At 73.1% G+C, this 22,972-nt stretch carries 19 protein-coding genes; 16 read left to right on the top strand and 3 right to left on the bottom strand.

The window, feature by feature from the left end:
* The first annotated feature begins 120 nt into the window (after positions 1-120).
* From ACZ3UD_RS31910 to ACZ3UD_RS31900, 3 genes are all read left to right on the top strand, one after another.
* Positions 121-2,184, top strand: a complete 2,064-nt coding sequence (locus ACZ3UD_RS31910) for a type IV secretory system conjugative DNA transfer family protein (RefSeq protein WP_465595543.1) — start codon at positions 121-123, stop codon at positions 2,182-2,184.
* Between the two features lie 202 nt (positions 2,185-2,386).
* Positions 2,387-3,952, top strand: a complete 1,566-nt coding sequence (locus tag ACZ3UD_RS31905) for a PucR family transcriptional regulator (protein ID WP_465595540.1) — start codon at positions 2,387-2,389, stop codon at positions 3,950-3,952.
* A 154-nt stretch (positions 3,953-4,106) separates the two neighbouring features.
* Positions 4,107-5,549, top strand: coding sequence for an aldehyde dehydrogenase family protein (locus ACZ3UD_RS31900; protein WP_465595537.1), 1,443 nt, complete (start codon positions 4,107-4,109; stop codon positions 5,547-5,549).
* Positions 5,550-5,629: 80 nt separating this feature from the next.
* Here the strand turns inward: ACZ3UD_RS31900 and ACZ3UD_RS31895 are convergent, their stop codons facing one another.
* Entirely contained in the window at positions 5,630-6,298 is a 669-nt protein-coding gene (locus ACZ3UD_RS31895) for an NAD(P)-binding oxidoreductase (protein WP_465595534.1), read from the bottom strand.
* Positions 6,299-6,373: 75 nt separating this feature from the next.
* Here ACZ3UD_RS31895 and dxr point away from each other — a divergent pair, with 75 nt between their 5' ends.
* The 5 genes from dxr (at position 6,374) to ACZ3UD_RS31870 (ending at position 12,043) form a co-directional block, all read left to right on the top strand.
* Positions 6,374-7,615, top strand: a complete 1,242-nt coding sequence (gene dxr / locus ACZ3UD_RS31890) for a 1-deoxy-D-xylulose-5-phosphate reductoisomerase (protein WP_465595531.1) — start codon at positions 6,374-6,376, stop codon at positions 7,613-7,615.
* A gap of 93 nt (positions 7,616-7,708) precedes the next feature.
* A complete protein-coding gene (locus ACZ3UD_RS31885) occupies positions 7,709-9,013 on the top strand; it encodes a M50 family metallopeptidase (RefSeq protein WP_465595528.1) in 1,305 nt (434 codons plus the stop codon).
* 144 nt (positions 9,014-9,157) lie between these two features.
* Entirely contained in the window at positions 9,158-10,318 is a 1,161-nt protein-coding gene (gene ispG / locus ACZ3UD_RS31880; protein WP_465595525.1) for a flavodoxin-dependent (E)-4-hydroxy-3-methylbut-2-enyl-diphosphate synthase, read from the top strand.
* Between the two features lie 169 nt (positions 10,319-10,487).
* On the top strand, positions 10,488-11,363 hold the full coding sequence (locus tag ACZ3UD_RS31875; protein ID WP_465595587.1) for a GNAT family N-acetyltransferase: 876 nt from the start codon (positions 10,488-10,490) through the stop codon (positions 11,361-11,363).
* Positions 11,364-11,485: 122 nt separating this feature from the next.
* Complete coding sequence (locus ACZ3UD_RS31870) at positions 11,486-12,043, top strand: GNAT family N-acetyltransferase (RefSeq protein WP_465595522.1); 558 nt, start codon at positions 11,486-11,488, stop codon at positions 12,041-12,043.
* 28 nt (positions 12,044-12,071) lie between these two features.
* Here ACZ3UD_RS31870 and ACZ3UD_RS31865 read toward each other — a convergent pair whose 3' ends face one another.
* Together ACZ3UD_RS31865 and ACZ3UD_RS31860 are read right to left on the bottom strand one after the other, a co-directional pair.
* Positions 12,072-13,001: an aminoglycoside phosphotransferase family protein gene (locus ACZ3UD_RS31865; protein ID WP_465595519.1), complete on the bottom strand. Its 930-nt coding sequence runs from the start codon at positions 12,999-13,001 to the stop codon at positions 12,072-12,074.
* A 181-nt stretch (positions 13,002-13,182) separates the two neighbouring features.
* Positions 13,183-14,178: a ferritin-like domain-containing protein gene (locus ACZ3UD_RS31860; RefSeq protein ID WP_465595584.1), complete on the bottom strand. Its 996-nt coding sequence runs from the start codon at positions 14,176-14,178 to the stop codon at positions 13,183-13,185.
* Positions 14,179-14,481: 303 nt separating this feature from the next.
* Between ACZ3UD_RS31860 and rimP the strand changes: the two genes are divergently transcribed.
* The 8 genes from rimP (at position 14,482) to truB (ending at position 22,960) form a co-directional block, all read left to right on the top strand.
* Entirely contained in the window at positions 14,482-15,021 is a 540-nt protein-coding gene (rimP, locus tag ACZ3UD_RS31855) for a ribosome maturation factor RimP (protein WP_465595516.1), read from the top strand.
* A 53-nt stretch (positions 15,022-15,074) separates the two neighbouring features.
* A complete protein-coding gene (gene nusA / locus ACZ3UD_RS31850; protein WP_465595513.1) occupies positions 15,075-16,076 on the top strand; it encodes a transcription termination factor NusA in 1,002 nt (333 codons plus the stop codon).
* Between the two features lie 75 nt (positions 16,077-16,151).
* Positions 16,152-16,463, top strand: a complete 312-nt coding sequence (locus ACZ3UD_RS31845; protein ID WP_465595509.1) for a YlxR family protein — start codon at positions 16,152-16,154, stop codon at positions 16,461-16,463.
* A 212-nt stretch (positions 16,464-16,675) separates the two neighbouring features.
* Positions 16,676-19,822 (top strand): translation initiation factor IF-2, encoded by a 3,147-nt coding sequence (gene infB / locus ACZ3UD_RS31840; protein ID WP_465595506.1) that lies wholly within the window; start codon positions 16,676-16,678, stop codon positions 19,820-19,822.
* A gap of 135 nt (positions 19,823-19,957) precedes the next feature.
* Positions 19,958-20,254: a DUF503 domain-containing protein gene (locus ACZ3UD_RS31835; protein ID WP_030311386.1), complete on the top strand. Its 297-nt coding sequence runs from the start codon at positions 19,958-19,960 to the stop codon at positions 20,252-20,254.
* Between the two features lie 153 nt (positions 20,255-20,407).
* Entirely contained in the window at positions 20,408-20,848 is a 441-nt protein-coding gene (gene rbfA / locus ACZ3UD_RS31830; protein WP_387936145.1) for a 30S ribosome-binding factor RbfA, read from the top strand.
* Positions 20,849-20,850: 2 nt separating this feature from the next.
* Complete coding sequence (locus ACZ3UD_RS31825) at positions 20,851-21,954, top strand: DHH family phosphoesterase (RefSeq protein WP_465595501.1); 1,104 nt, start codon at positions 20,851-20,853, stop codon at positions 21,952-21,954.
* Between the two features lie 76 nt (positions 21,955-22,030).
* Positions 22,031-22,960 (top strand): tRNA pseudouridine(55) synthase TruB, encoded by a 930-nt coding sequence (gene truB, locus ACZ3UD_RS31820; protein WP_465595498.1) that lies wholly within the window; start codon positions 22,031-22,033, stop codon positions 22,958-22,960.
* Positions 22,961-22,972 lie beyond the last annotated feature (12 nt).

Below are 22,972 nucleotides of genomic sequence, written 5' to 3'. Positions count from 1 at the left end.
TGCGACTACCGGCAGGTCCCGCTCCACTACCCTGAGCGCGGGCGTGTCGCCGGTACGGCGGCATGGGTATGGCGGCACCGACGGCGGTCGGGCCGGGCGGGCGAGGGAGCGGGGCCGTACATGGCACAGCACGGGTCACACCACCACGGCGAACGCACCACCACCAGACCCCCGACCCCTCTGCCCCACCAACGACCCGGCGGGCCCGCCTTCAACCTCGCCGACTGGGCCACCGCCCCGCGCCCCGAAGCCGAACCCGGCGTCTACCGGCTCGGCTACCGCCGCATCGACCCGGAGCGCGCCGAGGCCGCCAAGGTCCCGACCTGGCCGCTGCTGCTGCGGGCGGCGCTCAACGTGGTGGTGGGGTGGCTGGCCTTCGTCTACGGGGTCGAGTTCGCCACGGACGGGACCACGTTCATCGGCGTCCTTCCGTCCCAATCGGCCTTCGTCGCCACCTCCGTGGTGCTGACCCTGAACGCCCTCGTGCTGGGCGTGGTTATCAAGGTCTTCGGCCGCATGGGCCGCTGGCCCGAGGTGTGGCGTCGCTACGCCGCCCCGCTGCTGTCCCGGACGGTGACCCGGGAGGAGCCCGCCGAGGAGGCGGGGTCGGCGGCGGAGTCCGTCCGTGGGCAGGACCCGTGGGACGGGCTGCGCCGGGGCGGGGCGGTTGAGGCGGCGGTGCGGCTGGACTCGGAGGCGGTCGGCGACGTCGACTACGTGCGGATCCAGCGCGCCTGGGAGTCTGCCCAGGCGGACCCGGTGTTCGTGCCCGCCTTCACCGAGCAGGTGGCCACCCGCGGCGCGGCGGCGTTCGCTCATCCGTCCGAGGCGCGCGAGCTGCCCGGCCGGGTCCGGCGGCACGATCTGCTGCTCGGCCAGGTCTGCCTCGGTGTCGCGCAGGACGTGCCGAAGAATCCGCTGAGCCACCGGGCGGCCGACTTCGCGCTGGACCCGGCGGTCCTGGGCACCTCGCTGCTGGCGGTCGGCCCGGCCGGGACGGGGAAGACCGCGCGGCTGGCCCGGCCGGTGGCCGAGGCGCTGTGCCTGCAGGCGCTGGCCGGCACCGCGTGCGCGGTGGTGGTGGGGGCGGCGGACGTCGACCTCGGCCCGGACGCCTGGTACGACGTGGTGATCGCTCCCGGCGACCCGGCCTCGGTGTACGGGCTGGACCTGTACGGCGCGGCGCAGGACCCGGATGAGACCGCCGCCCGGCTGGCCGAGGCGCTGCTGCCGGACGAGCTGATCGCCCGCGCCGAGAACGCCCGGACGGCGCTGCAGCAGGTGGTCGGCCCTTTCCACGCCGCGTACGGCCGCTACCCGGGGGTGCGCGAGCTGCGGGCGCTGCTGGGCGGTGAACCGGACGCGCTGGCGGCGCTGGTGAAGGCGCTCGGCGCGGCGGGCAGACTGGCCGCGTACGAGCGGGACCTGGAGCACCGGGAGCGCCAGCGCGGCCGGGCGGACGATCCCGGGGCCCTGCTGGCGGACCGGCTGGCGCTGCTGGACCGGCCCGCCTTCGAGGGCGCCTTCGCGACCGACGGCACCGGCCGCCCCCCGTTCGCGATGCGGGTGCTGGACCACCCTCTGCGGGTGCGGGTGAAGCTGCCCGAGCGCAGTCACCCGGAGGCCGCCCGGATGCTGTCCCGGCTGGTGGTGGGTCAGTTCGTGCAGGCGGCGGGCGCCCGGGAGGACCGCTCGCTGTTCGCCGGGCTGGTGGTGGACGACGCCTCCGCTGCCCTGGACGCCGGTTCCGTCCGCGGCCTGCAGCGGATGCGCGGCGCGAACGCGGGCGCGGTGCTGCTGCTGCGGTCGCTGGTGGACCTGCCGGAGGCGCTGCGGGCGCCGCTGTTCGGCGCGGTCGGCTGCCGGATGGCCTTCCCGGGGATCGCGCCCTGGGACGGGCGGCTGTTCTCTGAGGCCTGGGGGACGCACCTGGTGCAGGAGACCGCGGTGACCCACACCCCCGACACCTCCGGCGGGGTGATAAGGCGGGCCGGCAGGCTCGGGCGGAAGGCGTTGTCGGGTACGACGGCGCAGACCGAGTCGGTGACGACCCGGGATGTGGAGCGGTTGCGGTGGTCGCCGTCGGATCTGGCGCACGCGTTGCCGGCGGGGCACGCGGTGGTGTCGTTGACGGCGGTGTCGGGGGAGCAGGTGCCGCCGCTGCTGGTGGATCTGCGGGGCTGAGGCGGGGGTGAGGCGAGGCTTAGGCGGGACGGCGGTGGGACGGGGGTTGTGGAGAGGCCAGGCGGAAGTCGCCTTCGAGGTGGATTCGGCAGTGCCGGTTGTCCGGGGCGTCCATAATGAAGGGGAGAGACCCTCACCAGTCCCACGTCCCTCTCCTCGCCCGGCCGCAATGGCGCGGTCAGGTCGATCCCCCGAAGGTGCCATGCCCCCCACACTCGCCTCCGTCGTCCGCAACAGTTCGCTCCATCTGACGGTGCTCGCCGGCGCGGACCACCTGGAGCGGCCGGTCCGCTGGGTGCACACCAGCGAGCTGGACGACCCGACCCCGTTCCTGGAGGGTGGCGAGCTGCTGCTCACCACCGGTATCAAGCTGGGCCGTACGGCGGCGCAGCTGCAGGCGTACGTGCACCGGCTGGCCGATGCCGGGGTGGTCGGGCTGGGTCTGGGGGTGGGGCTGTCGCACACCGAGGTGCCCCAGCCGCTGGTGGACGCGGCGGCGCAGCGGGGGCTGCCGCTGCTGCGGGTGCCGGAGCCGACGCCGTTCATCGCGATCAGCAAGGTGGTGTCGGCGGCGCTGGCCGCGGAGCAGTACGAGGCGGTGACGACCAGCTTCGAGGCGCAGGAGGAGCTGACCCGGGCGGCGCTGGGCAAGGACGGGACGACGGCCGTGGTGCGCCGGCTGGCGGCGCGGCTGGGGGGCTGGGCGGCACTCTACGACGGGTCGGGCGCGCTGTCGGTGGTGGCGCCGGACTGGGCGGCGCGCCGGGCGGGGCGCTTGGCGGCGGAGGTGGACCGGCTGCGCCGGCGGCCGGCGCCGTCGAGTGCGGCGCTGCAGGGGCGTTCGCCGGGGATAGACACGGCGGACGAGGACTACGTGGTGGTCCAGTCGCTGGGGGCGGACCGGCGGGCCCGGGGCTTCCTGGCGGTCGGGACCGAGGACCGGATCACGCCGACCGAGCGGTACGTGCTGAACGCGGCGGTGGCGCTGCTGACCCTCACCCTGGAGCGTTCGCGCGAGCTGCGGCAGGCCGAGGAGCGGATGGGCGCGGCGCTGCTGCGGATGGTGCTGGCGGGTGAGGTGGCGACGGCCCGTCAGGTAGCGATGGGGCTGTTCGGCGGCATGCCGGAGGGGACGATACGGGTCCTGGTGGCCGGGTCGGGGCCGAACGCGGACGCCTCGGAGGCGCTCGCGGAGCTGGGCGACCGGGCCGAGCAGGCCGGTTCCCGGGTGGGCGAGAAGCTGCTGGTGGCGCGGGAGGACGGTGCGCACGGGCCGCGGCTGATGGTGCTGGCGCTGGACAACGGCGCGGTGCACCGGGCCTGCCTGGGCGTGGTGGAGGAGCACGAGGGCCTGTCGCTGGGCGTCTCGGCGCCGGCCGCGCTGGAGGAGGCCGGTACGGCGCACGCGCAGGCGGAGCGGGCGCTGGCGGTGGCGTTGCGCGGTGGGCGCCGGTCGGTGGACCACGAGGAGGTCGGCGCGGGTTCGCTGCTGCCACTGCTCGGGGAGGACGCGGTGACGGCGTTCGCGGAGGGGCTGCTGCGGCCACTGCGCGAGCACGACCGGACGGCCCGCGGTGACCTGGTGGCCTCGCTGCGGGCGTGGCTGTCGCGGCACGGCCAGTGGGACGCGGCGGCGGCCGACCTCGGGGTGCACCGGCACACGCTGCGCTACCGGATGCGCCGGGTCGAGGAGTTGTTGGGCCGCTCGCTGGACGACACCGACGTGCGGATGGAGCTGTGGCTGGCGTTGCGCTCCGGCGAGGAATAGACCGGAAGAGAACACACGCCTGGACGTGGTGGAGTGGCCCCGGAGTCGAACGCTCCTAGTCGGCCAATCCGATCGGCCTGCCCTCGCACCTACCCTCGGGTTCGGGTCCCACGCCCGTGGGCCGTACGACGACGAGGAGAGGGCCGGTACCACGGTGACCACCACGTACGATTTCTGGCTCGCCGGCCGCCGGGCGAGCGGTGACGCCGACTTCGAGGTGCACAACAGCTGGGACGGCCGTCTGGTCGGCAAGGTCAGCATCCCGACCGAGGCGCAGGTCGAGGAGGCGCTGGACGCCGCCGTCGCCGCGCTGCCGGTGTTCGCCGCCACCCCGGCGCACCAGCGGGCCGCCGCCCTGGACCACGTGGCCAAGCGGCTGACCGAGCGCACCGAGGAGCTCGCCCAGCTGATCACCGCCGAGAACGGCAAGCCGATCAAGTGGGCCCGCGGCGAGGTCGGTCGCGCGGTGTCGGTCTTCCGCTGGGCCGCCGAGGAGGCGCGCCGCACCAACGGCGAGACGATGCGGCTGGACACCGACCCGGGCGGCGTGGGCCGCTTCGCGGTGGTGCGCCGTTTCCCGCGCGGCGTGGTGCTCGGGATCGCCCCGTTCAACTTCCCGCTGAACCTGGTCGCCCACAAGGTCGCTCCGGCGATCGCGGTCGGCGCCCCAATCATCCTCAAGCCTGCCCCGGCGACCCCGCTGTCGGCGATGGTGCTGGGCGAGATCCTGGCCGAGACCGACCTGCCGGCCGGCTCCTGGTCGATCCTGACCGTGCCGAACGACCGGATGCCGGCCCTGGTGCAGGACCGTCGCCTGCCGGTGATCTCCTTCACCGGTTCGGACAAGGTCGGCTACCAGATCATGGACTCGGTGCCGCGCAAGCACACCACCCTGGAGCTGGGCGGCAACGCCGCAGCGGTGGTGCTCGCCGACTGGTCCTCGGAGGCCGACCTGGACTGGGCTGCCACCCGGATCGCGATGTTCGCCAACTACCAGGGCGGCCAGTCCTGCATCTCGGTGCAGCGGGTGATCGCCGACGCGTCGGTGTACGACGCGCTGCTGGAGAAGGTCGTGGCCAAGGTCAAGGCCCAGGTCACCGGTGACCCGAACGAGGACGCGACGGACGTCGGCCCGCTGGTCGACGAGAACGCCGCCAAGCGGGTGGAGTCCTGGGTGGACGACGCGGTCGCCAAGGGCGCCAAGGTGCTCACCGGCGGCACCCGGGAGGGCGCGACGTACGCCCCGACCGTGCTGGCCGAGCTGCCCGCCGACGCGATCCTGGCCAAGGCCGAGGTGTTCGGCCCGGTGCTGTCGCTGCACAGGGTGGACGGCGTGGCCGAGGCCTTCGCGGCCGTCAACGACTCGCCGTTCGGCCTGCAGGCGGGCGTGTTCACGCACGACCTGCAGACCGCCTTCCGCGCCCACCGGGAGCTGGAGGTCGGCGGCGTGATCATCGGCGACGCGCCCTCCTACCGCGCCGACCAGATGCCGTACGGCGGCGTCAAGGACTCCGGCGTCGGCCGCGAGGGCGTCAAGTACGCGATGGACGACTACACCGTCGAGAAGGTCATGGTCCTGACCGGCCTCGACCTCTGAGAGCGACGGACGGTGGCCGACCGACGGAGGCCGCCTGACGCGGGGCCCGGTCCGGGTGCGGACCGGGCCCCGCGTCGTGTTCAGCCGTCGTGTCCGGCCGCGGCGGCGACGGCCTCGGCGACGGTGGCGTTCCCGGCGACCAGCTCCAGGGTCTGCCCGGCGGTGCCGGGCTCGCGCAGCAGCGCGGCCAGGACGGCGGCCACGTCGGCCCGGTCGACCGCGCCGCGGCCGACCGAGGGGGCGAGCCGGACCAGGCCGGTGCCGGGGCCGTCGGTGAGCCGTCCGGGGCGCAGTACCGTCCAGTCGAGCGCGGTGCGGGCGCGGACGGCGTCGTCGGCGGCGCCCTTGGCCCGCAGGTACGTCTCGAAGACCGCGTCGGCGGGGTGGTGGGCGGCCGCGTCGGCGCCCATCGAGGAGACCATCAGGTACCGCCGGACGCCGGCGAGCTCGGCGGCGTCGGCGAGCAGGACGGCCGCGTCGCGGTCGACGGTGCTCTTGCGGGCGGCGCCGCTGCCCGGACCGGCGCCGGCGGCGAAGACCACCGCGTCGGTGTCGGCGAGCAGGGCGGCCAGCTGCGGGACGGTGGCGGACTCCAGGTCGAGCAGCAGCGGCTCGGCGCCGGCGTCGACGAGGTCCTGGGCCTGTTCGGGGCGGCGGATGATCCCGGCCGGGCGGTCGCCGCGGTCGGCGAGCAGCCGTTCCAGCTTCAGCGCGATCTGTCCGTGGCCCCCGGCGATGACGGTACGCATGGCTCCGACGGTAGTCCGAAGGGTCGTCGGTCGTCCTGTCGTCCGGGAGGGACGCGAACAGGACACAATGGGCGCATGACTTCGCTCGCCCACCCGCAGCTGCGTTTCACGCCCACCGTGGCGGACCCCTCCGGCCCCAGGGAGCTGGTGATCCTCGGTTCCACCGGTTCGATCGGCACCCAGGCCATCGACGTGGTGCTCCGCAACCCGGACCGCTTCCGGGTGGTCGCCCTGTCGGCGGCCGGCGGCCGGGTGGAGCTGCTCGCCGAGCAGGCGCTGCGGCTGGGCGTGCACACGGTGGCGGTGGCGGATCCGGCGGCCGAGCCGGCGCTGCGCGAGGCGCTGGCCGCGAAGGCGGCGGGTCGGCCGCTGCCGACCGTGCTGGCGGGCCCGGACGCGGCGACCGAGCTGGCCGGGACGGAGTGCCACTCGGTGCTCAACGGCATCACCGGTTCGATCGGTCTTCGGCCGACGCTGGCCGCGCTGAAGGCCGGCCGGGTGCTGGTGCTGGCGAACAAGGAGTCGCTGATCGTCGGCGGCCCGCTGGTGAAGGCGGTGGCGAAGCCGGGCCAGATCGTGCCGGTGGACTCCGAGCACGCGGCGCTGTTCCAGGCGCTGGCCGGCGGCACCCGGGCGGAGGTCCGCAAGCTGGTGGTGACGGCGAGCGGCGGCCCGTTCCGGACCCGGACCCGGGAGCAGCTGGCCGGGGTGACCCCGCAGGACGCGCTGGCGCACCCGACCTGGGCGATGGGCCCGGTCGTCACGATCAACTCGGCCACCCTGGTCAACAAGGGCCTGGAGGTGATCGAGGCGCATCTGCTGTACGACGTGCCGTTCGACCGGATCGACGTCGTGGTCCATCCGCAGTCAGTGGTGCACTCGATGGTGGAGTTCACCGACGGCTCGACCCTGGCGCAGGCGAGCCCGCCGGACATGCGGATGCCGATCGCGCTGGGGATCGGCTGGCCGGACCGGGTGCCGGACGCCGCCCCGGCCTGTGACTGGACCAAGGCCGCGACCTGGGAGTTCTTCCCGTTGGACAACGAGGCCTTCCCGGCGGTCGAGCTGGCGCGCGAGGTGGGCACGCTGGGCGGTACGGCGCCGGCGGTGTTCAACGCGGCGAACGAGGAGTGCGTGGAGGCTTTCCTGAAGGGCCGCCTCGCTTTCACGGGAATCGTGGACACTGTTGCCAAGGTCGTGGCCGAGCACGGACAGCACGACGGCGGGCCGGCGGCGGGAACTTCCCTGACGGTCGAGGACGTCCTGCACGCGGAGGACTGGGCGCGCGCCCGGGCCCGCGAGCTGGCGGCGGGCTGACGGACCGGCCCGCGGCGCCGGCGGTACCCCCGTCGCGTCGCGGAACACGGTACGACGAGACGATGAGCGGAGCGGCATGACGGAGGGCCAGCGGTGGCAACGGTTTTGACGGTGGTCGGCATCCTGGTCTTCGTGATCGGGCTGCTCGTCTCGATCGCCTGGCACGAGCTCGGCCACCTCTCCACGGCCAAGCTGTTCGGCATCCGGGTGCCGCAGTACATGGTCGGCTTCGGCCCGACCCTCTGGTCCCGCCGGAAGGGCGAGACCGAGTACGGCATCAAGGCGATCCCGTTCGGCGGGTACATCCGGATGATCGGGATGTTCCCGCCGGGCGAGGACGGCCGGATCACCAAGCGCAGCAGCTCGCCCTGGCGGACCATGATCGAGGACGCCCGTGAGGCCTCCTACGAGGAACTTCAGGAGGGCGACGAGCACCGGCTCTTCTACACCCGCAAGCCCTGGAAGCGGATCATCGTCATGTTCGCCGGGCCGTTCATGAACCTGATCCTGGCGTTCGGGCTGTTCCTGACCGTCATGATGGGCTTCGGCGTCTCGATGAACGTGCCGACGGTCAGCACCGTCGCCCAGTGCGTGGTCAAGGCGGGCCAGCCCACCGACAGCTGCCCGGCGGGCGCCCCGCCGACCCCGGCCGCCCAGGCCGGTCTGAAGGCCGGGGACAGGATCCTCTCCTTCGACGGGGACCGGATCCGCACCTACGACCAGCTCCAGGCGGACATCCGCCGGTCGGCCGGCAAGACGGTGCCGGTCGTGGTCCAGCGCGGAGACGCGCAGGTGACCCTGAACCCGACCATCGCGGTCAACGACGTCCAGAAGTACGACGGCAACGGCGTCCCGCTCAAGGGCCGGACCGTCCAGGCCGGGTTCCTCGGATTCACCCCGGCGAGTGGTGTGGTCCAGCTGGGCTTCGGTCAGTCCCTCGACCGGATGTCCACCATGGCCGAGAGCGGGGTCAAGTCGCTGATCGCCCTGCCCGGCAAGATCCCCGGGCTGTGGAACGCGGTCGTCGGCGACGCCCCGCGCGACCCGGACTCGCCGATCGGCATGGTCGGCGCCGCCCGGGTCAGCGGCGAGGTGTTCTCGCTGGACATCCCGGGCACCCAGCGGGTCGCCTTCTTCGTGAACCTGCTGGCCGGGATCAACCTGTCGCTCTTCCTGTTCAACATGCTGCCGCTGCTCCCGCTGGACGGCGGCCACATCGCCGGCGCGGCCTGGGAGGCCGTCCGCCGCCGGATCGCACAGCTGTTCCGGCGGCCCGATCCGGGCCCCTTCGACGTCGCCAAGCTGATGCCGGTGGCATACGTCGTGGCCAGCGTCTTCATCGGTTTCACCCTGCTGGTGATGGTCGCCGACCTGGTGAACCCGGTGAAGATCAGCTAGGGCGTTCGGGTACGGCGGGTGTGCTGGGCGCCCGGACCGTGCCGTACCGTGGAGGCCGGGTGCGCGATCGTCCGCGCGCCCGGACTCGGCCGTCCCAGCGGCCGGGCGATCGACCACACCTCAACCCCGGGGAACCCTGCGCACATGACCGCGATCTCGCTCGGTATTCCGTCCCTGCCGCTCAAGCCGCTGGCCAAGCGCCGCTACTCCCGGCAGATCATGGTCGGCAACGTGCCGGTCGGCGGTGACGCCCCCGTCTCGGTGCAGTCGATGACCACCACCGTCACCTCGGACATCAACGCCACGCTGCAGCAGATCGCCGAGCTGACCGCGTCCGGCTGCCAGATCGTCCGGGTCGCCGTCCCCTCGCAGGACGACGCCGACGCGCTGCCGATCATCGCCAAGAAGTCGCAGATCCCGGTCATCGCCGACATCCACTTCCAGCCGAAGTACGTCTTCGCGGCGATCGACGCCGGCTGTGCGGCCGTGCGCGTCAACCCGGGCAACATCAAGGCCTTCGACGACAAGGTCGGCGAGATCGCCAAGGCCGCCAAGGACGCCGGGGTGCCGATCCGGATCGGCGTCAACGCCGGCTCGCTCGACAAGCGGCTGCTGGAGAAGTACGGCAAGGCCACCCCGGAGGCGCTGGTCGAGTCTGCGCTGTGGGAGTGCTCGCTGTTCGAGGAGCACGACTTCCGCGACATCAAGATCTCGGTCAAGCACAACGACCCGGTCGTGATGATCCAGGCCTACCGGCAGCTCGCGGCCGCCTGCGACTACCCGCTGCACCTCGGCGTGACCGAGGCCGGGCCGGCCTTCCAGGGCACCGTCAAGTCCGCGGTCGCCTTCGGCGCGCTGCTCGCCGAGGGCATCGGCGACACCATCCGGGTCTCGCTCTCAGCCCCGCCGGCCGAGGAGATCAAGGTCGGCAACCAGATCCTGGAGTCCCTCGGGCTGCGCCAGCGCGGGCTGGAGATCGTCTCCTGCCCCTCCTGCGGCCGCGCCCAGGTCGACGTCTACAAGCTCGCCGAGGAGGTCACCGCCGGGCTGGAGGGCATGGAGGTGCCGCTGCGCGTCGCCGTCATGGGCTGCGTCGTGAACGGCCCGGGCGAGGCCCGCGAGGCCGACCTCGGGGTCGCCTCCGGCAACGGCAAGGGGCAGATCTTCGTCAAGGGGCAGGTGATCAAGACCGTTCCCGAGTCGAAGATCGTCGAGACCCTGATCGAGGAGGCGCTCAAGCTCGCCGAGCAGATGCAGGAGGAGGGCGTCGAGGCCGGTTCGCCGACCGTCGTCGCCGCGGAGTGACCGTCCGGATCGGATTCCTTCGGTCCGAACGCGACCGCAGCGCAGTTTTCCGGAAGCGGGGCCGTCCGTTCGCGGACGGCCCCGCGGCCGTAGCCGGGTGGGGCCACGGAGTAGGGTGCGGCCAGAGTCGTCTCAGTGAGGTGCTGTCTCGATGCTCGATCGAGGTGTGATTCTCCCCAGCTCCTTCCAGGCCGCCCGGGCCCTGGCCACCACCCGCGTGCTGGAACCCCCGGATCTCGCGGACGCCCTGGAGATCCTCCACCGCGACCCGGTCGCCAACGCCTTCGTCGCCACCCGGGTCGAGGCCGTCGGGCTGGACCCGTGGCGGCTTGGCGGGGAGTTGTGGGGGTGGTACGACGGGGACGGTGTACTGGACGCCCTCTGCTACGCGGGGGCGAACCTCGTCCTGGTCAACGCCGGACCGGTGGCCGTCGCGGCCTTCGCCGAGCGGGCCAGGCGGCAGGGGCGGCGCTGCTCCTCGATCGTGGGGCCGGCCGAGTCGACCGCCGCCTTCTGGGCGCTGCTGGAGCGCAGTTGGGGGCCGGCCCGTGAAGTCCGGGGCCACCAGCCGCTGTTGGCGACCTCCTCGCCGTCGGTGGAGATCGCGCCGGATCCACTGGTGCGGAGGGTGCGGCGCAACGAGGTCGAGGCGTTGATGCCCGCTTGCGTGGCGATGTTCACCGAAGAGGTGGGGGTGTCGCCGCTGGCGGGGGACGGGGGGCTCCTCTACCAGGCCAGGGTGGCCGAACTCGTCTCCACCGGGCGGTCGTTCGCGCGGTTCGCGGACGACGGGCAGGTGGTGTTCAAGGCGGAGGTCGGGGCCGTGACGGAGGGGGCCTGCCAGATCCAGGGAGTCTGGGTGGCGCCGGAGCACCGGGGGCAGGGGCTGTCCGAGACCGGGATGGCGGCGGTGCTGGACGTCGCGCTGCGGGAGGTGGCGCCGGTGGTCTCGCTGTACGTCAACGACTACAACCTGCGGGCGCGGGCGGCGTATCGGCGGGTGGGGTTCCGGGAGGTCGGGGCGTTCATGAGCGTTCTCTTCTGAGCGCTCCGTTCCGGGGGTGCCGTTGTCGCGGTTCGGCGGGCGTTTGTTGTCGTGCGGTTCCCGGGATGTTGGGTTCTGATCTTCGGCCGCGCCACGGGGCCGCTGGTAGTAACGTCCGGAGCATGGATCAGCTGACCGGGGTGACGATCGAGGCCATCGACCTTGCGGCCTGGGCGCCGCAGGCGCTGGAGGTCCAGGCGGTGGCGTTCGGGCTCACGCCCGAGGAGGTCGCGGTACGGCTGCACATCGTGGGGCGGCACGCCCAGCAGCCCGGGGTGATCGCGTTCGGGGCGATGAGCGGGGGGCGGCTGGTCGGGTTCGGGTACGGGATGCCGAACCAGCGGGAGCACTGGTGGAGCACGGTCATCGAGCCGTACCTGACCGCTCGCGGCTACGGGGACTGGCTGGACGGGGTGTTCGCGGTCACCGAACTGCACGTGCTGCCGGAGTTCCAGGGGCAGGGGGTCGGGAGCCGGCTGATCCGGATGCTGTGCGAGGGGTCGGCGCTGGACCGGAGCATCCTGTCGGCGATCGACGCGGAGACGCCGGCGCGGCGGCTGTACCGGGCGTTGGGGTACCAGGACTTGGCCCGGGCGGTGCGGTTTCCGGCGACGGACCGGTTGTACGCGGTGATGGGGGCGCGGTTGCCCTTGCGGGGGCTCGGGGGCGGGCGGGGTTAGCTCGGGGGGCTTTTTGCTCGGGGGCTTTTTACGAGAGGTGCCCGGCGAACACCAGGTAGAGCTCGGCGTCTTCGTGGCGGCCTGCGGTGAGCGCGCGCAGGGCCAGGTCGACGGAGCGGAACAGGGTCCAGCCGCGGAGGCGGTCCTGATCGACGTCGAGGGCGTCGGCGAGTTGGTGGAGCCGGCGGCGGACGGCGGCGGGGGCGCCAGGGGAGCCGAGCAGGGTGTCGGCGCGGTCCAGGACGAGGCGGGCCAGGTCGTAGGCGCGCTCGCCGGCCAGCGGGCGGGGGTCGATGGCCAGCCAGGGGGCGCGGTCGGCGGCCAGCACGTTGCCGTGGTGGAAGTCGCCGTGGAGGAGGAAGGTCTCGGTGGCGGAGGCGGCCAGGGACTCGGCCGTCGCCAGGGCCTCGGTGATCAGGGGCTGCGCCGCGGTTGCCGCGGGGTGGTCGCGGTGCCGGGTGAGGCGGGCGGCGGTGTCGGCGACCCGGTCGGTGAGGGTGGGGTAGGGGGACGGCCCGTCGGGGAGCTCAGCCCAGAGGCGGTGGAGCAGGCTGGTGGCCTCCAGCATGGCCTTGGGCTCGGCGAGCGAGCGCAGCGGGATCTCGCCGTGGAGGCGCTCCAGGAGGAGGACGCCCTCGGCGGGGTCGGCGTCGAGGAGGAGGACGGCGCCCCGGCCGGCCCAGTGGGTGAGGGCGGTGTGCTCGTGGGCGGTCTCGGGGGTGACCAGGCCGGTCTTGAGGACGGCGGGGGAGAGGTCGTCGCGGTGGACGTAGGTGATCAGGCTGAGGCTGCCGCCGGGGTCCAGGGTGCGTTCGGGGGTGAGGTTCCAGCGGGCCAGGTGGGCGGCTGTCCTCGTGGGGAGGGTGGCCAGCCATTGGCGGCCTTCCTCGCCTTGGGCTGCGGTGACGCTGTTGGTCAGCCAGGTGGGGATGGTGATGTGCGGTGTGTTTCCCGACATGCCTGGCCTTCCGGTTGGTGCTCTGCCTGGGGTGGCCTGTCCATTGTCGGGGATGGGGGTGAAATCGCAGGTCAGTGGCGTGGGGGTGTCTCCGTGCTGGGGGTGGGGGTGCTGGGGTTGTTTTTGGCGCGGGCGCGCGGGGTTTGGCCTGCGCGCCCGCAACGGTCTGGCCCGCCCGTGCTCAGCTCTGGCGGGTCGCCGTCGGGGTGGGGACGGGTTCGGGGATGCCGGGGAAGGGGGTGTCGGGGGCGCCCCAGTGGTGGGCGCGGAGGGCGCAGTCGCGCAGGGCGGTGGCGGCGGTGGGGCGTTGGGGGGCGGGGACGGCGGCGACCAGGTCGGCGTAGACGGCGGTGAGGCGGGTTTCGAGGTGGGCCGCGAGTTTGGTGGCGGTGGGGGCGTCGGTGACGGGAAAGGGGAGCTGGTAGCCGCCGGCGGCGGGGGTGGGGGTGGCGCCGAGGGTGGTGAGGAGGCGTTGCCAGGCGTCGCGTTGGGATTGGTGGGCGGCGTAGGCGGTGCGGGCGTCGGCGCGTTGTTGGTCTTCGGGGAGGTGGGCGCCGACGACGCCGTAGCCGTAGATGGCGGCGTGTTCGGCGCTGAGGGCGTTCTGGAGGGCGGGGAGGGAGGTGCCCGGGGTGGGGGCGGGAGTCGGGGGAGCGGTGGGGGAGGGCTGGTCGGGGGTCTGGTCGAGGGGGGCGCCGAGGGTGGCGGCGTGCAGGGCGTTGGAGGCGGCGACGGAGGCGAGCAGGCGGGCCAGGGGTGACCGGGCGACTCCGAGGTCGGCGAGGTGGGCCTGGGCGGTCTGGCGTTCCAGTGCGGCCAGGGTGGCGGGGGTGTGGGTGGGGGGCGCCGTGGGCGTGCTGGGGGTGGGGGCCGGGGGGACGGAGGCGGCGGGCACGCCGTAGGCGAGGGCGGCGCGGTGCTGGGCGGTTTCGGCGCGGAGGGGCTGGAGCAGCGCGGTCTGGGCGCCGGGCGTGCCGAGGGCGGTGTCGTACGCGGCCAGCAGGGTGTCGGTGGCGGCGATGGCACGCAGGCGGACCGGGTTGTCGGGGTCGGGGCCGGGGCCCTTGTTGCCGGGCATCACGTCGCCGTTGGGGTCGGCCCCGTTGGAGCTGGTGCAGGCGGCGGTGAGGGTTATCAGCCCGAGGGCCAGGAAGGTCCGTCGGCTGTGCGGCTGCATCGGGGTCACTCCGGGGCGTGTACGGGAGGACGGCCTCCCCGCCTGCCCTCGTTGGCCTGAATCTTTGCAGAACCCCCACGATTGCGGGTGGGGATCGGGGGTGCGGTGTGGCGGGTGGGCTGGTGTGAGCTTGCTCGCAGTGGGTGGCGTCCGGCTGGTCCGGGGTGGTCCGGAATCGGTGGTTGGCGGCTTCACCGGCTAGGCTTTGGGCCGAGCTGCCGTGACCCGGCGTGCGCCCACGGGGCGCGGAGGGTGCGGGGCGACCTTCTGACAACAGCAGACGCGGCCGAGGAGTCCACCCGGATGAGCACCACCCACACCGACCGGCTGCGCGCGTTGCTGGAGCCGCTGGCCGAGCAGGCCGGACTGGACCTGGAGGACGTCAAGGTCACCAAGGCGGGCAGCCGCCGACAGGTGCAGATCGACGTCGACACCGACGGCGGCGTCGACATGGACGCCATCGCCGAGTTCAGCCGGGTGGTCGGCGAGGCTCTGGACGGGTCCGACCTGATGGGCGAGGAGCCCTACCTGCTGGAGGTCGGCTCGCCGGGTGCGGAGCGTCCGCTGGTCCTGCCCCGGCACTGGCAGCGGGCCGAGGGCCGGCTGGCCAAGATCCACCTGGTCGACGGCGGGGAGATCGTCGCCCGGGTGCTGGAGGCGGACGAGGACGGCGCGCTGGTCGAGGTGCAGCCGGTGAAGGGGCGCGGTCGTCCGAAGGAGCGCCGTCTCGACTACGGCGAGGTGGCCCGGGCGCGGGTCCAGGTCGAGTTCAACCGCAAGGACGACGAGAAGCTCCTGGACGAGGCCGCCGACTTCGACGAGGGGGACGACGGCGCCGAGTGAGCCGGCCGCCGTACGACCATGATGAACGTGACGAAAGACGAGGAGGCGTAGCCGTGGACATCGACATGAGTGCCCTGCGCACGCTGGTCAACGAGAAGAACATCCCCTTCGACCTGCTGGTCGAGTCCATCGAGTCCGCCCTCCTCACCGCGTACCACCGCACCGAGGGCTCGCGCCGCCGGGCGCGGGTGCACCTGGACCGCAAGAGCGGCCACGTCACCGTGTGGGCCATGGAGGACCCGGCGGAGCTGGACGAGGGCGTCGAGCCGAAGGAGTTCGACGACACCCCGAACGGCTTCGGCCGGATCGCGTCCAGCATCGGCATCCAGGTGATGATGCAGCGCCTGCGCGACGCCGCCGACGACCAGACCTTCGGCGAGTACGCGGGCAAGGAGGGCGACATCGTCACCGGTGTCGTCCAGCAGGGCAACGACCCGAAGAACGTGCTGGTCGACATCGGCAAACTGGAGGCCATCCTGCCGCCGCAGGAGCAGGTCCCGGGCGAGGACTACCGGCACGGCACCCGGCTGAAGTGCTACGTGGTGGCGGTGCGCCGCGGTGTCCGCGGGCCGTCGGTGACGCTCTCGCGCACCCACCCGAGCCTGGTGAAGAAGCTGTTCGCGCTGGAGGTCCCGGAGATCGCGGACGGCAGCGTGGAGATCGCCGCGATCGCCCGTGAGGCCGGCCACCGGACCAAGATCGCGGTCTGGTCGCGCCGCGCCGGGCTGAACGCCAAGGGCGCCTGCATCGGCCCGATGGGCTCCCGGGTGCGCGCCGTGATGGGCGAACTGCACGGCGAGAAGATCGACATCGTCGACTGGTCCGAGGACCCGCGCGAGATGGTCGCCGCCGCGCTGTCCCCCGCGCGGGTGACCAGCGTGGAGATCGTGGACGCCGCCCAGCGCTCCGCCCGGGTGATCGTGCCGGACTACCAGCTGTCGCTGGCGATCGGCAAGGAGGGGCAGAACGCCCGCCTGGCCGCGCGTCTCACCGGCTGGCGGATCGACATCCGGCCGGACACCGAGGGCCAGGCCGAGGAATCCCCGGCCCGGTAGTCAGTGTTGTTCCTGGCGTCCCCGCGGGTCCTCCGGGATCTGCGGGCGGCGCCATGTCGCTTCGGAGGGGTAGACTTGCCTTCGTCTGGCCGGACGCACGTCCGAGCACGCCCGGAACGCACCTGCGTGGGCTGCCGCAAGCGCGCGGCCAAGCACCAGCTGTTGCGTGTCACGGCGGTCGAGGGCGTTTGCGTCCCTGATCCCCGTGGCGCACTGCCGGGCCGGGGCGCACACCTGCACCCCGATCCGGCTTGCCTCGACCTCGCGGTCCGCCGTCGGGCGTTTCCCCGGGCCTTCCGGCTCCAGGGGACGCTCGACACGGAGCGGCTCCGCGGGTTCATCGAGGAGCGGGCAGGCGGAGCCTCTCAGGCGGGCCGCCTCCCGTGACGGCCGCCGCTCATCGCGGCGGAGAACCACCGCAACAAGCACAGCGTTCGGGCAGCCGCGCGCCGTGCCACCAGTCAGGTACCTCGCGATGTGGAAGTAGGTCGAGATTGCGATGAGCACTCGATGAGTACGCGATGAGTACGCGATGGGTACGCCCATGAAGTAGCGACAGTCCGGCGGACGAGACCCCCGGACTCATAGACAGGAGTGAAGTGGCTAAGGTCCGGGTTTATGAACTCGCCAAGGAACTTGGCTTGGAGAGCAAGGCCGTCATGGCCAAGCTCACCGAGCTCGGTGAGTTCGTCCGTTCGGCGTCCTCGACGATCGAGGCGCCGGTCGTGCGCAAGTTGACTGACGCGCTTGGTGTGGCCCCCACCGGTGGTGGCGCTGCCAAGCCGGGCCCGCGGAAGACCGCGGCGCCCCAGCCCGCGGCAGGTGCCGCGGGTGCACCCAAGCCGGGTGCCCCGACCCCGGGTCCGCGGCCTGCCGCGACCCCGGGTCCCCGTCCGACCCCGGCCGCCGCGGCTCCCGCCGCCCCGGCCGCCCCCGCGGCTCCGGCCGCTCCCGCCGCCGCCCGTCCGGGTGCGCCGACCCCGGGCCCGCGCCCGGCGGCGCGTCCCGCGACCCCGGCGGCTCCGGCCGCTCCCGCGGCCGAGTTCTCCTCGCCGGCTCCGGCCGGTGCCGACGCCCCGCGTCCGGCCTCCCAGGCCCCGCGCCCGAGCGGCCAGGCCACCGGTGGCGCCCGTCCGGGCCCGCGTCCGGCCGGCCCGCGTCCGGGCAACAACCCGTTCACCTCGGGCAGCGCGACCGGCATGGCCCGCCCCGGCGACCGCCGTCCGGGCGCGCCGGGTGCCCGTCCGGGTGCTCCGGGTGCGCAGGGCGGCGACCGTCCGCGTCCCGGTGGCGACCGTCCGCGTCCGGCCGGTGCGCCGGGTGCCGGTGGCGCTCCCCGTCCGGGCGGCGACCGTCCGCGTCCGGGTGGTGCTCCCGGTGCTGACCGTGGCGCCCCGCGTCCCGGTGGCGACCGTCCGCGTCCGGGTGGTGCGCCGGGTGCCGGCGCCCCGCGTCCCGGTGGTGCCCCCCGTCCCGACGGCATGCCGCGTCCGGCCGGTCCGCGCCCCGGCGCCCCGACCCCGTCGGGCATGCCGCGTCCGAACCCCGGCATGATGCCGCAGCGTCCGGCCGGCCCGCGTCCGGGCCCGGGTAGCCGTGGTCCGGGTGGCCCCGGCGGCCGTCCGGCCGGTCCCGGTGGCGGCGGCGCCCGTCCGGGCTTCCAGGGTCGTCCGGCCGGTCCGGGCTCGCGTCCGGCCGGTGGCGGCGGCTTCGGCGGTCCGCGTCCGGGTGGCGGCGCCCCCGGTGGTGGCGGCGGCTTCGGCCCCCGTCCCGGCGGCTTCGGCGGTCGTCCCGGTGGCCCGGGTGCCCGTGGTGGCACGCAGGGTGCCTTCGGTCGTGGCCCGGGCGGTCGCCCGGCTCGCGGTCGCAAGTCGAAGCGGGCGAAGCGCCAGGAGTACGAGGCCATGCAGGCCCCGTCCGTCGGCGGTGTGATGCTGCCTCGCGGCAACGGCCAGACCGTTCGCCTGTCGAGCGGCGCCTCGCTGATGGACTTCGCGGAGAAGATCAACGCCAACCCGGCCGCGCTCGTCTCCGTCATGTTCAACCTCGGTGAGATGGTCACCGCGACCCAGTCGGTCTCCGACGCCACGCTGCAGCTGCTGGCGGACGAGATGGGCTTCCAGCTGGAGATCGTCAGCCGGGACGACGAGGACCGCGAGCTGCTGGAGTCGTTCGACATCGACTTCGGTGCCAACGAGGGCGACGAGGACCAGCTGGCCCCGCGCCCGCCGGTCGTCACCGTCATGGGTCACGTCGACCACGGTAAGACCCGACTGCTGGACGCGATCCGCAAGTCCAACGTGGTGGCCGGCGAGGCCGGTGGCATCACCCAGCACATCGGTGCCTACCAGGTGGCGACCATGGTGAACGGCGAAGAGCGCCCGATCACCTTCCTCGACACCCCGGGTCACGAGGCGTTCTCCGCCATGCGTGCCCGTGGTGCCAAGTCCACCGACATCGCGATCCTGGTGGTCGCGGCCAACGACGGTGTCATGCCGCAGACGGTCGAGGCGCTCAACCACGCCAAGGCCGCCGGTGTGCCGATCGTGGTCGCCGTCAACAAGATCGACGTCGAGGGCGCCGACCCGACCAAGGTCCGCGGCCAGCTGACCGAGTTCGGCCTGGTGGCCGAGGAGTACGGCGGCGACACCATGTTCGTCGACATCTCCGCGCGCCAGGGTCTGAACATCGACCAGCTGCTGGAGGCCGTGGTCCTGACCGCGGACGCCTCGCTCGACCTGCGGGCCAACCCGCACCAGGACGCGCAGGGTATTGCGATCGAAGCCCACCTGGACAAGGGCCGCGGCGCCATGGCGACCGTCCTGGTCCAGCGCGGTACCCTCCGCGTCGGTGACTCGATCGTCGTGGGCGACGCCTACGGCCGCGTCCGCGCCATGCTGGACGAGAACGGCAACAGCCTCGCCGAGGCCGGCCCGTCCCGCCCGGTGCTGCTGCTCGGTCTGACCTCGGTGCCCCGCGCCGGCGACAGCTTCATCGTCGTCGACGAGGACCGCACCGCCCGCCAGATCGCCGAGAAGCGCTCGGCCCGCGACCGCAACGCCGCCTTCGCGCAGCGTCGGGTCCGGGTGTCCCTGGAGGACCTGGACAAGGCCATCGCCGCCGGCTCCATCGAGCAGCTCAACCTCATCATCAAGGGTGACGTCTCCGGTTCGGTCGAGGCCCTCGAGGACGCCCTCGTCAAGCTGGACGTGGGCGAGGAGGTCGAGCTCCGGGTGCTGCACCGCGGCGTCGGTGCGATCACCGAGTCCGACGTCGACCTGGCGATGGGCTCGGACGCCATCATCATCGGCTTCAACGTGCGCGCCGAAGGCCGTGCGCGCGCCGCGGCCGACAAGGAAGGCGTGGACGTCCGGTACTACTCGGTCATCTACCAGGCGATCGAGGAGATCGAGAACGCCCTCAAGGGCATGCTCAAGCCGGAGTACGAGGAGGTGCGCCTCGGCGCCGCGGAGATCCGCGAGGTCTTCCGCTCCTCCAAGTTCGGCAACATCGCCGGTGTCCTGGTCCGCGACGGCATCATCCGCCGCAACGCCAAGGCCCGCCTGCTGCGCGACGGCAAGGTCGTGGCGGAGAGCCTCACCATCGAGGGTCTGCGCCGCTTCAAGGACGACGCGACCGAGGTCCGCGAGGGCTTCGAGGCCGGTGTCACCCTGGGGTCGTTCAACGACATCAAGGTCGAGGACATCATCGAGACCTACGAGATGCGCGAGAAGCCGCGCGCCTAGTCGGTGTCAACCGGGGCCGGTCGACGGGTGGTATTTCCGTCGACCGGCCCCGGTCTCGCTGTGTAGGGTCCTGGGGTGTCGGCCGGTTCCGCGCCGACGCCCCGAGGCCTTCCAGGTCGGCGAGACCTGTCATACATGTTCGTGGGAACACTCACCTTCGACCTGCTGCTGGGCGACGTCCACTCGCTCAAGGAGAAGCGTTCGATCGTGCGGCCGATCGTGGCCGAACTGCAGCGCAAGTACAGCGTGTGCGCTGCCGAGACCGGGAACCAGGACCTGCACCGCCGGGCCGAGATCGGCCTCGCGGTGGTCGCCGGCGAAGCCGGGTACGTCACCGAGGTCCTGGACAGCTGTGAGCGGTTGGTCGCCGGCCGCCCCGAGGTGCAGCTCCTCTCCGCGAGGAGGCGCTACCACAACGACGACGACGAATGAGGACCGTGGAGCCGGCCGACGGAAGTCGCCGTTCTCACACGGATCAGGACCGAGAGCGCCCGCAAGGCCGGGCGCGGGCCGGTACTTTGGGGCGTGGGCCCAGACGGGTGCGCAGCTCTCCCGGGTACCGGGCCCATTGCACGAGGAGGCAACGTGACCGACACCGCTAGGGCGCGCAAGCTCGCCGACCGCATCCAGGTGGTCGTCGCCCAGACCCTGGAGCGGCGGATCAAGGACCCGCGACTGGGGTTCGTGACCATCACCGACACCCGGGTGACCGGCGACCTGCGCGAGGCCACCGTCTTCTACACCGTCTTCGGTGACGACACCGACCGCGAGGCCACCGCGGCCGCGCTGGAGAGCGCCAAGGGCGTGATCCGCTCCGAGGTCGGCAAGATCGGGGTGCGCTTCACCCCGACGCTGACCTTCGTCGCGGACGCGCTGCCGGAGAACGCCCGGAACATCGACGACCTGCTCGACCGGGCCAAGGCCATCGACGCGGCGGTGCGCACCACCGCCGCGGGCGCGACCTACGCCGGTGACGCGGACCCGTACAAGGTCCCGGCGTCCGAGCGTGACGACGAGGACGAGTAGACATGGCGGGTGAGTCGGCGCAGGCCGCCTCGCGAGCCGGATCGACCACGGGGGCGTCCTCCACCAGCACGGTGGAGGGTGCCCTCGCGGCGCTCCCCGGCCCGCGCGCCGAGGAGAGCGGCTTCGAGCTGATCTGGCAGCAGGTGGTGGCGGAGATCGGACGGGCCCGCTCGATCGACCTGATCTGCCACATCTGCCCGGACGGCGACGCGCTGGGCTCCTCGCTGGCGGCGGCCCTGGCGCTGCGCGCGCTCGGCAAGCAGGTGCGGGTCTCCTTCGGCGACGACCCGCAGATCGTGCCCGAGTCGCTGGCCTTCCTGCCCGGCCAGGAGCTGATCGTGCCGGCCGCCGAGGTGCCGGACGTGCCCGAGCTGGTGCTCTGCTTCGACGTGGCCGCGCAGAGCCGGCTGGGGCTGCTGCACGACAAGGCCTTCGCCGCGCCCGTCCTGGTGGTGTTCGACCACCACGCCTCCAACCCGGGCTTCGGCACCCACCAGTTGATCGACCCGACCGCGCCGGCCACCGCCGTGCTGGTCGACGAACTGCTGCGCCGGCTCGGCGTCGAGCTCGACCAGGACCTGGCCACCTGCCTGTACACCGGGGTCGCCACCGACACCGGATCCTTCAAGTACCGGGCCACCACGCCCGCGACCCACGAGCTCGCCGGCCGGCTGCTGGCCACCGGCATCCGGCACGACCTGATCTCCCGGCAGCTGTGGGACACCTCCTCCTTCGGCTACCTCAAGGTGCTCGCGGCCGCGCTGGACCGGGCCGTCTACGAGCCGGACGCGGCCGACGGACTGGGCCTGGTGTGGACCTGGGTGCCGTACCAGGACCTGGCGCTGTTCAGCGTCACGGTCGAGGAGATCGAGGGGCTGATCGACATCCTGCGCAGGCCGGCCGAGGCCGAGGTGGCGCTGGTGCTCAAGCAGGACCCGGACGGGACGCTGCGCGGCTCCTCGCGCTCCAAGGGCGCGGTGGACGTCGCCGCCGCCTGCGCCGAACTGGGCGGCGGGGGGCACGTCTTCGCGGCCGGGTTCAGTGCCCGGGAGGACGTGGCCGGGGTGGTCGAGCGGTTCCGGGGCGCGCTGCGGCCCCTTCGTTGACCATCCCGCGTTGATCGTTCTGCACGTCGCCCCCAGAATAGATTGCCAGCGATCGCTGGCTTGGAGAAAGAACTCGATGAAGCGCAAAGGCACCGGCCCGGACGGCCTGGTGATCGTCGACAAGCCGGAGGGCATCACCTCGCACGGGGTCGTCGCCAAGTTGCGGTGGCTGGCCGGGACACGGAAGGTCGGGCACGCGGGCACGCTGGACCCGATGGCCACCGGCGTCCTGGTGATCGGCGTCGAGCGGGCCACCCGGCTGCTCGGCCACCTGATGCTGACCGCCAAGACGTACGAGGCGACCATCCGGCTCGGGCAGACAACCGTCACCGACGACCGCGAGGGCGAGGTGACCTCCTCGACCCCGGCCGGGGCCGTCACCCGGGAGGCGATCGACGCCGGGATCGCGGCGCTCACCGGCGAGATCATGCAGGTGCCGTCCAAGGTCAGCGCGATCAAGATCGACGGCAAGCGGTCGTACGCACGGGTGCGCGAGGGCGAGGACTTCGAGCTGGAGGCCCGGCCGACCACGATCCACTCCTTCACCGTGCACGAGCAGCGCGCGGCGGTCGCCGAGGACGGCACCGCGGTGATCGACCTGGACGTGACCGTGGAGTGCTCCTCCGGCACCTACATCCGGGCGCTGGCCCGCGACCTGGGCGCCGGTCTGGGCGTCGGCGGGCACCTGACCGCGCTGCGGCGCACCAAGGTCGGGCCGTACTCGGTGGAGTCGGCGCGGACCCTGGAGCAGCTTGAGGCGTCGGTCACCGACGACTCCGCCGCGGGCTTGGAGGTGCTGCCGATCGCGGCGGCCGCGGCGGCCGCCTTCCCGCGCTGGGACCTGGACGAGGCCTCGGCGCAGAAGCTGTCGCACGGCGCGCGGCTGAAGGCGCCCGGGCTGGGCGTGGACGGGCCGATCGCGGTGTTCGGGCCGGACGGGCGCTTCCTCGCCCTGGTCGAGGAGCAGGGCGGACAGGCGAAGCCGGTGGCGGTGTTCGTCGGCTGAGTCGCAGTCGCA

Source organism: Kitasatospora sp. NPDC023118 (assembly GCF_055560875.1).
Note: the sequence above shows the minus strand (reverse complement) of the source record. Positions and strands in the feature narration are given on the sequence as shown.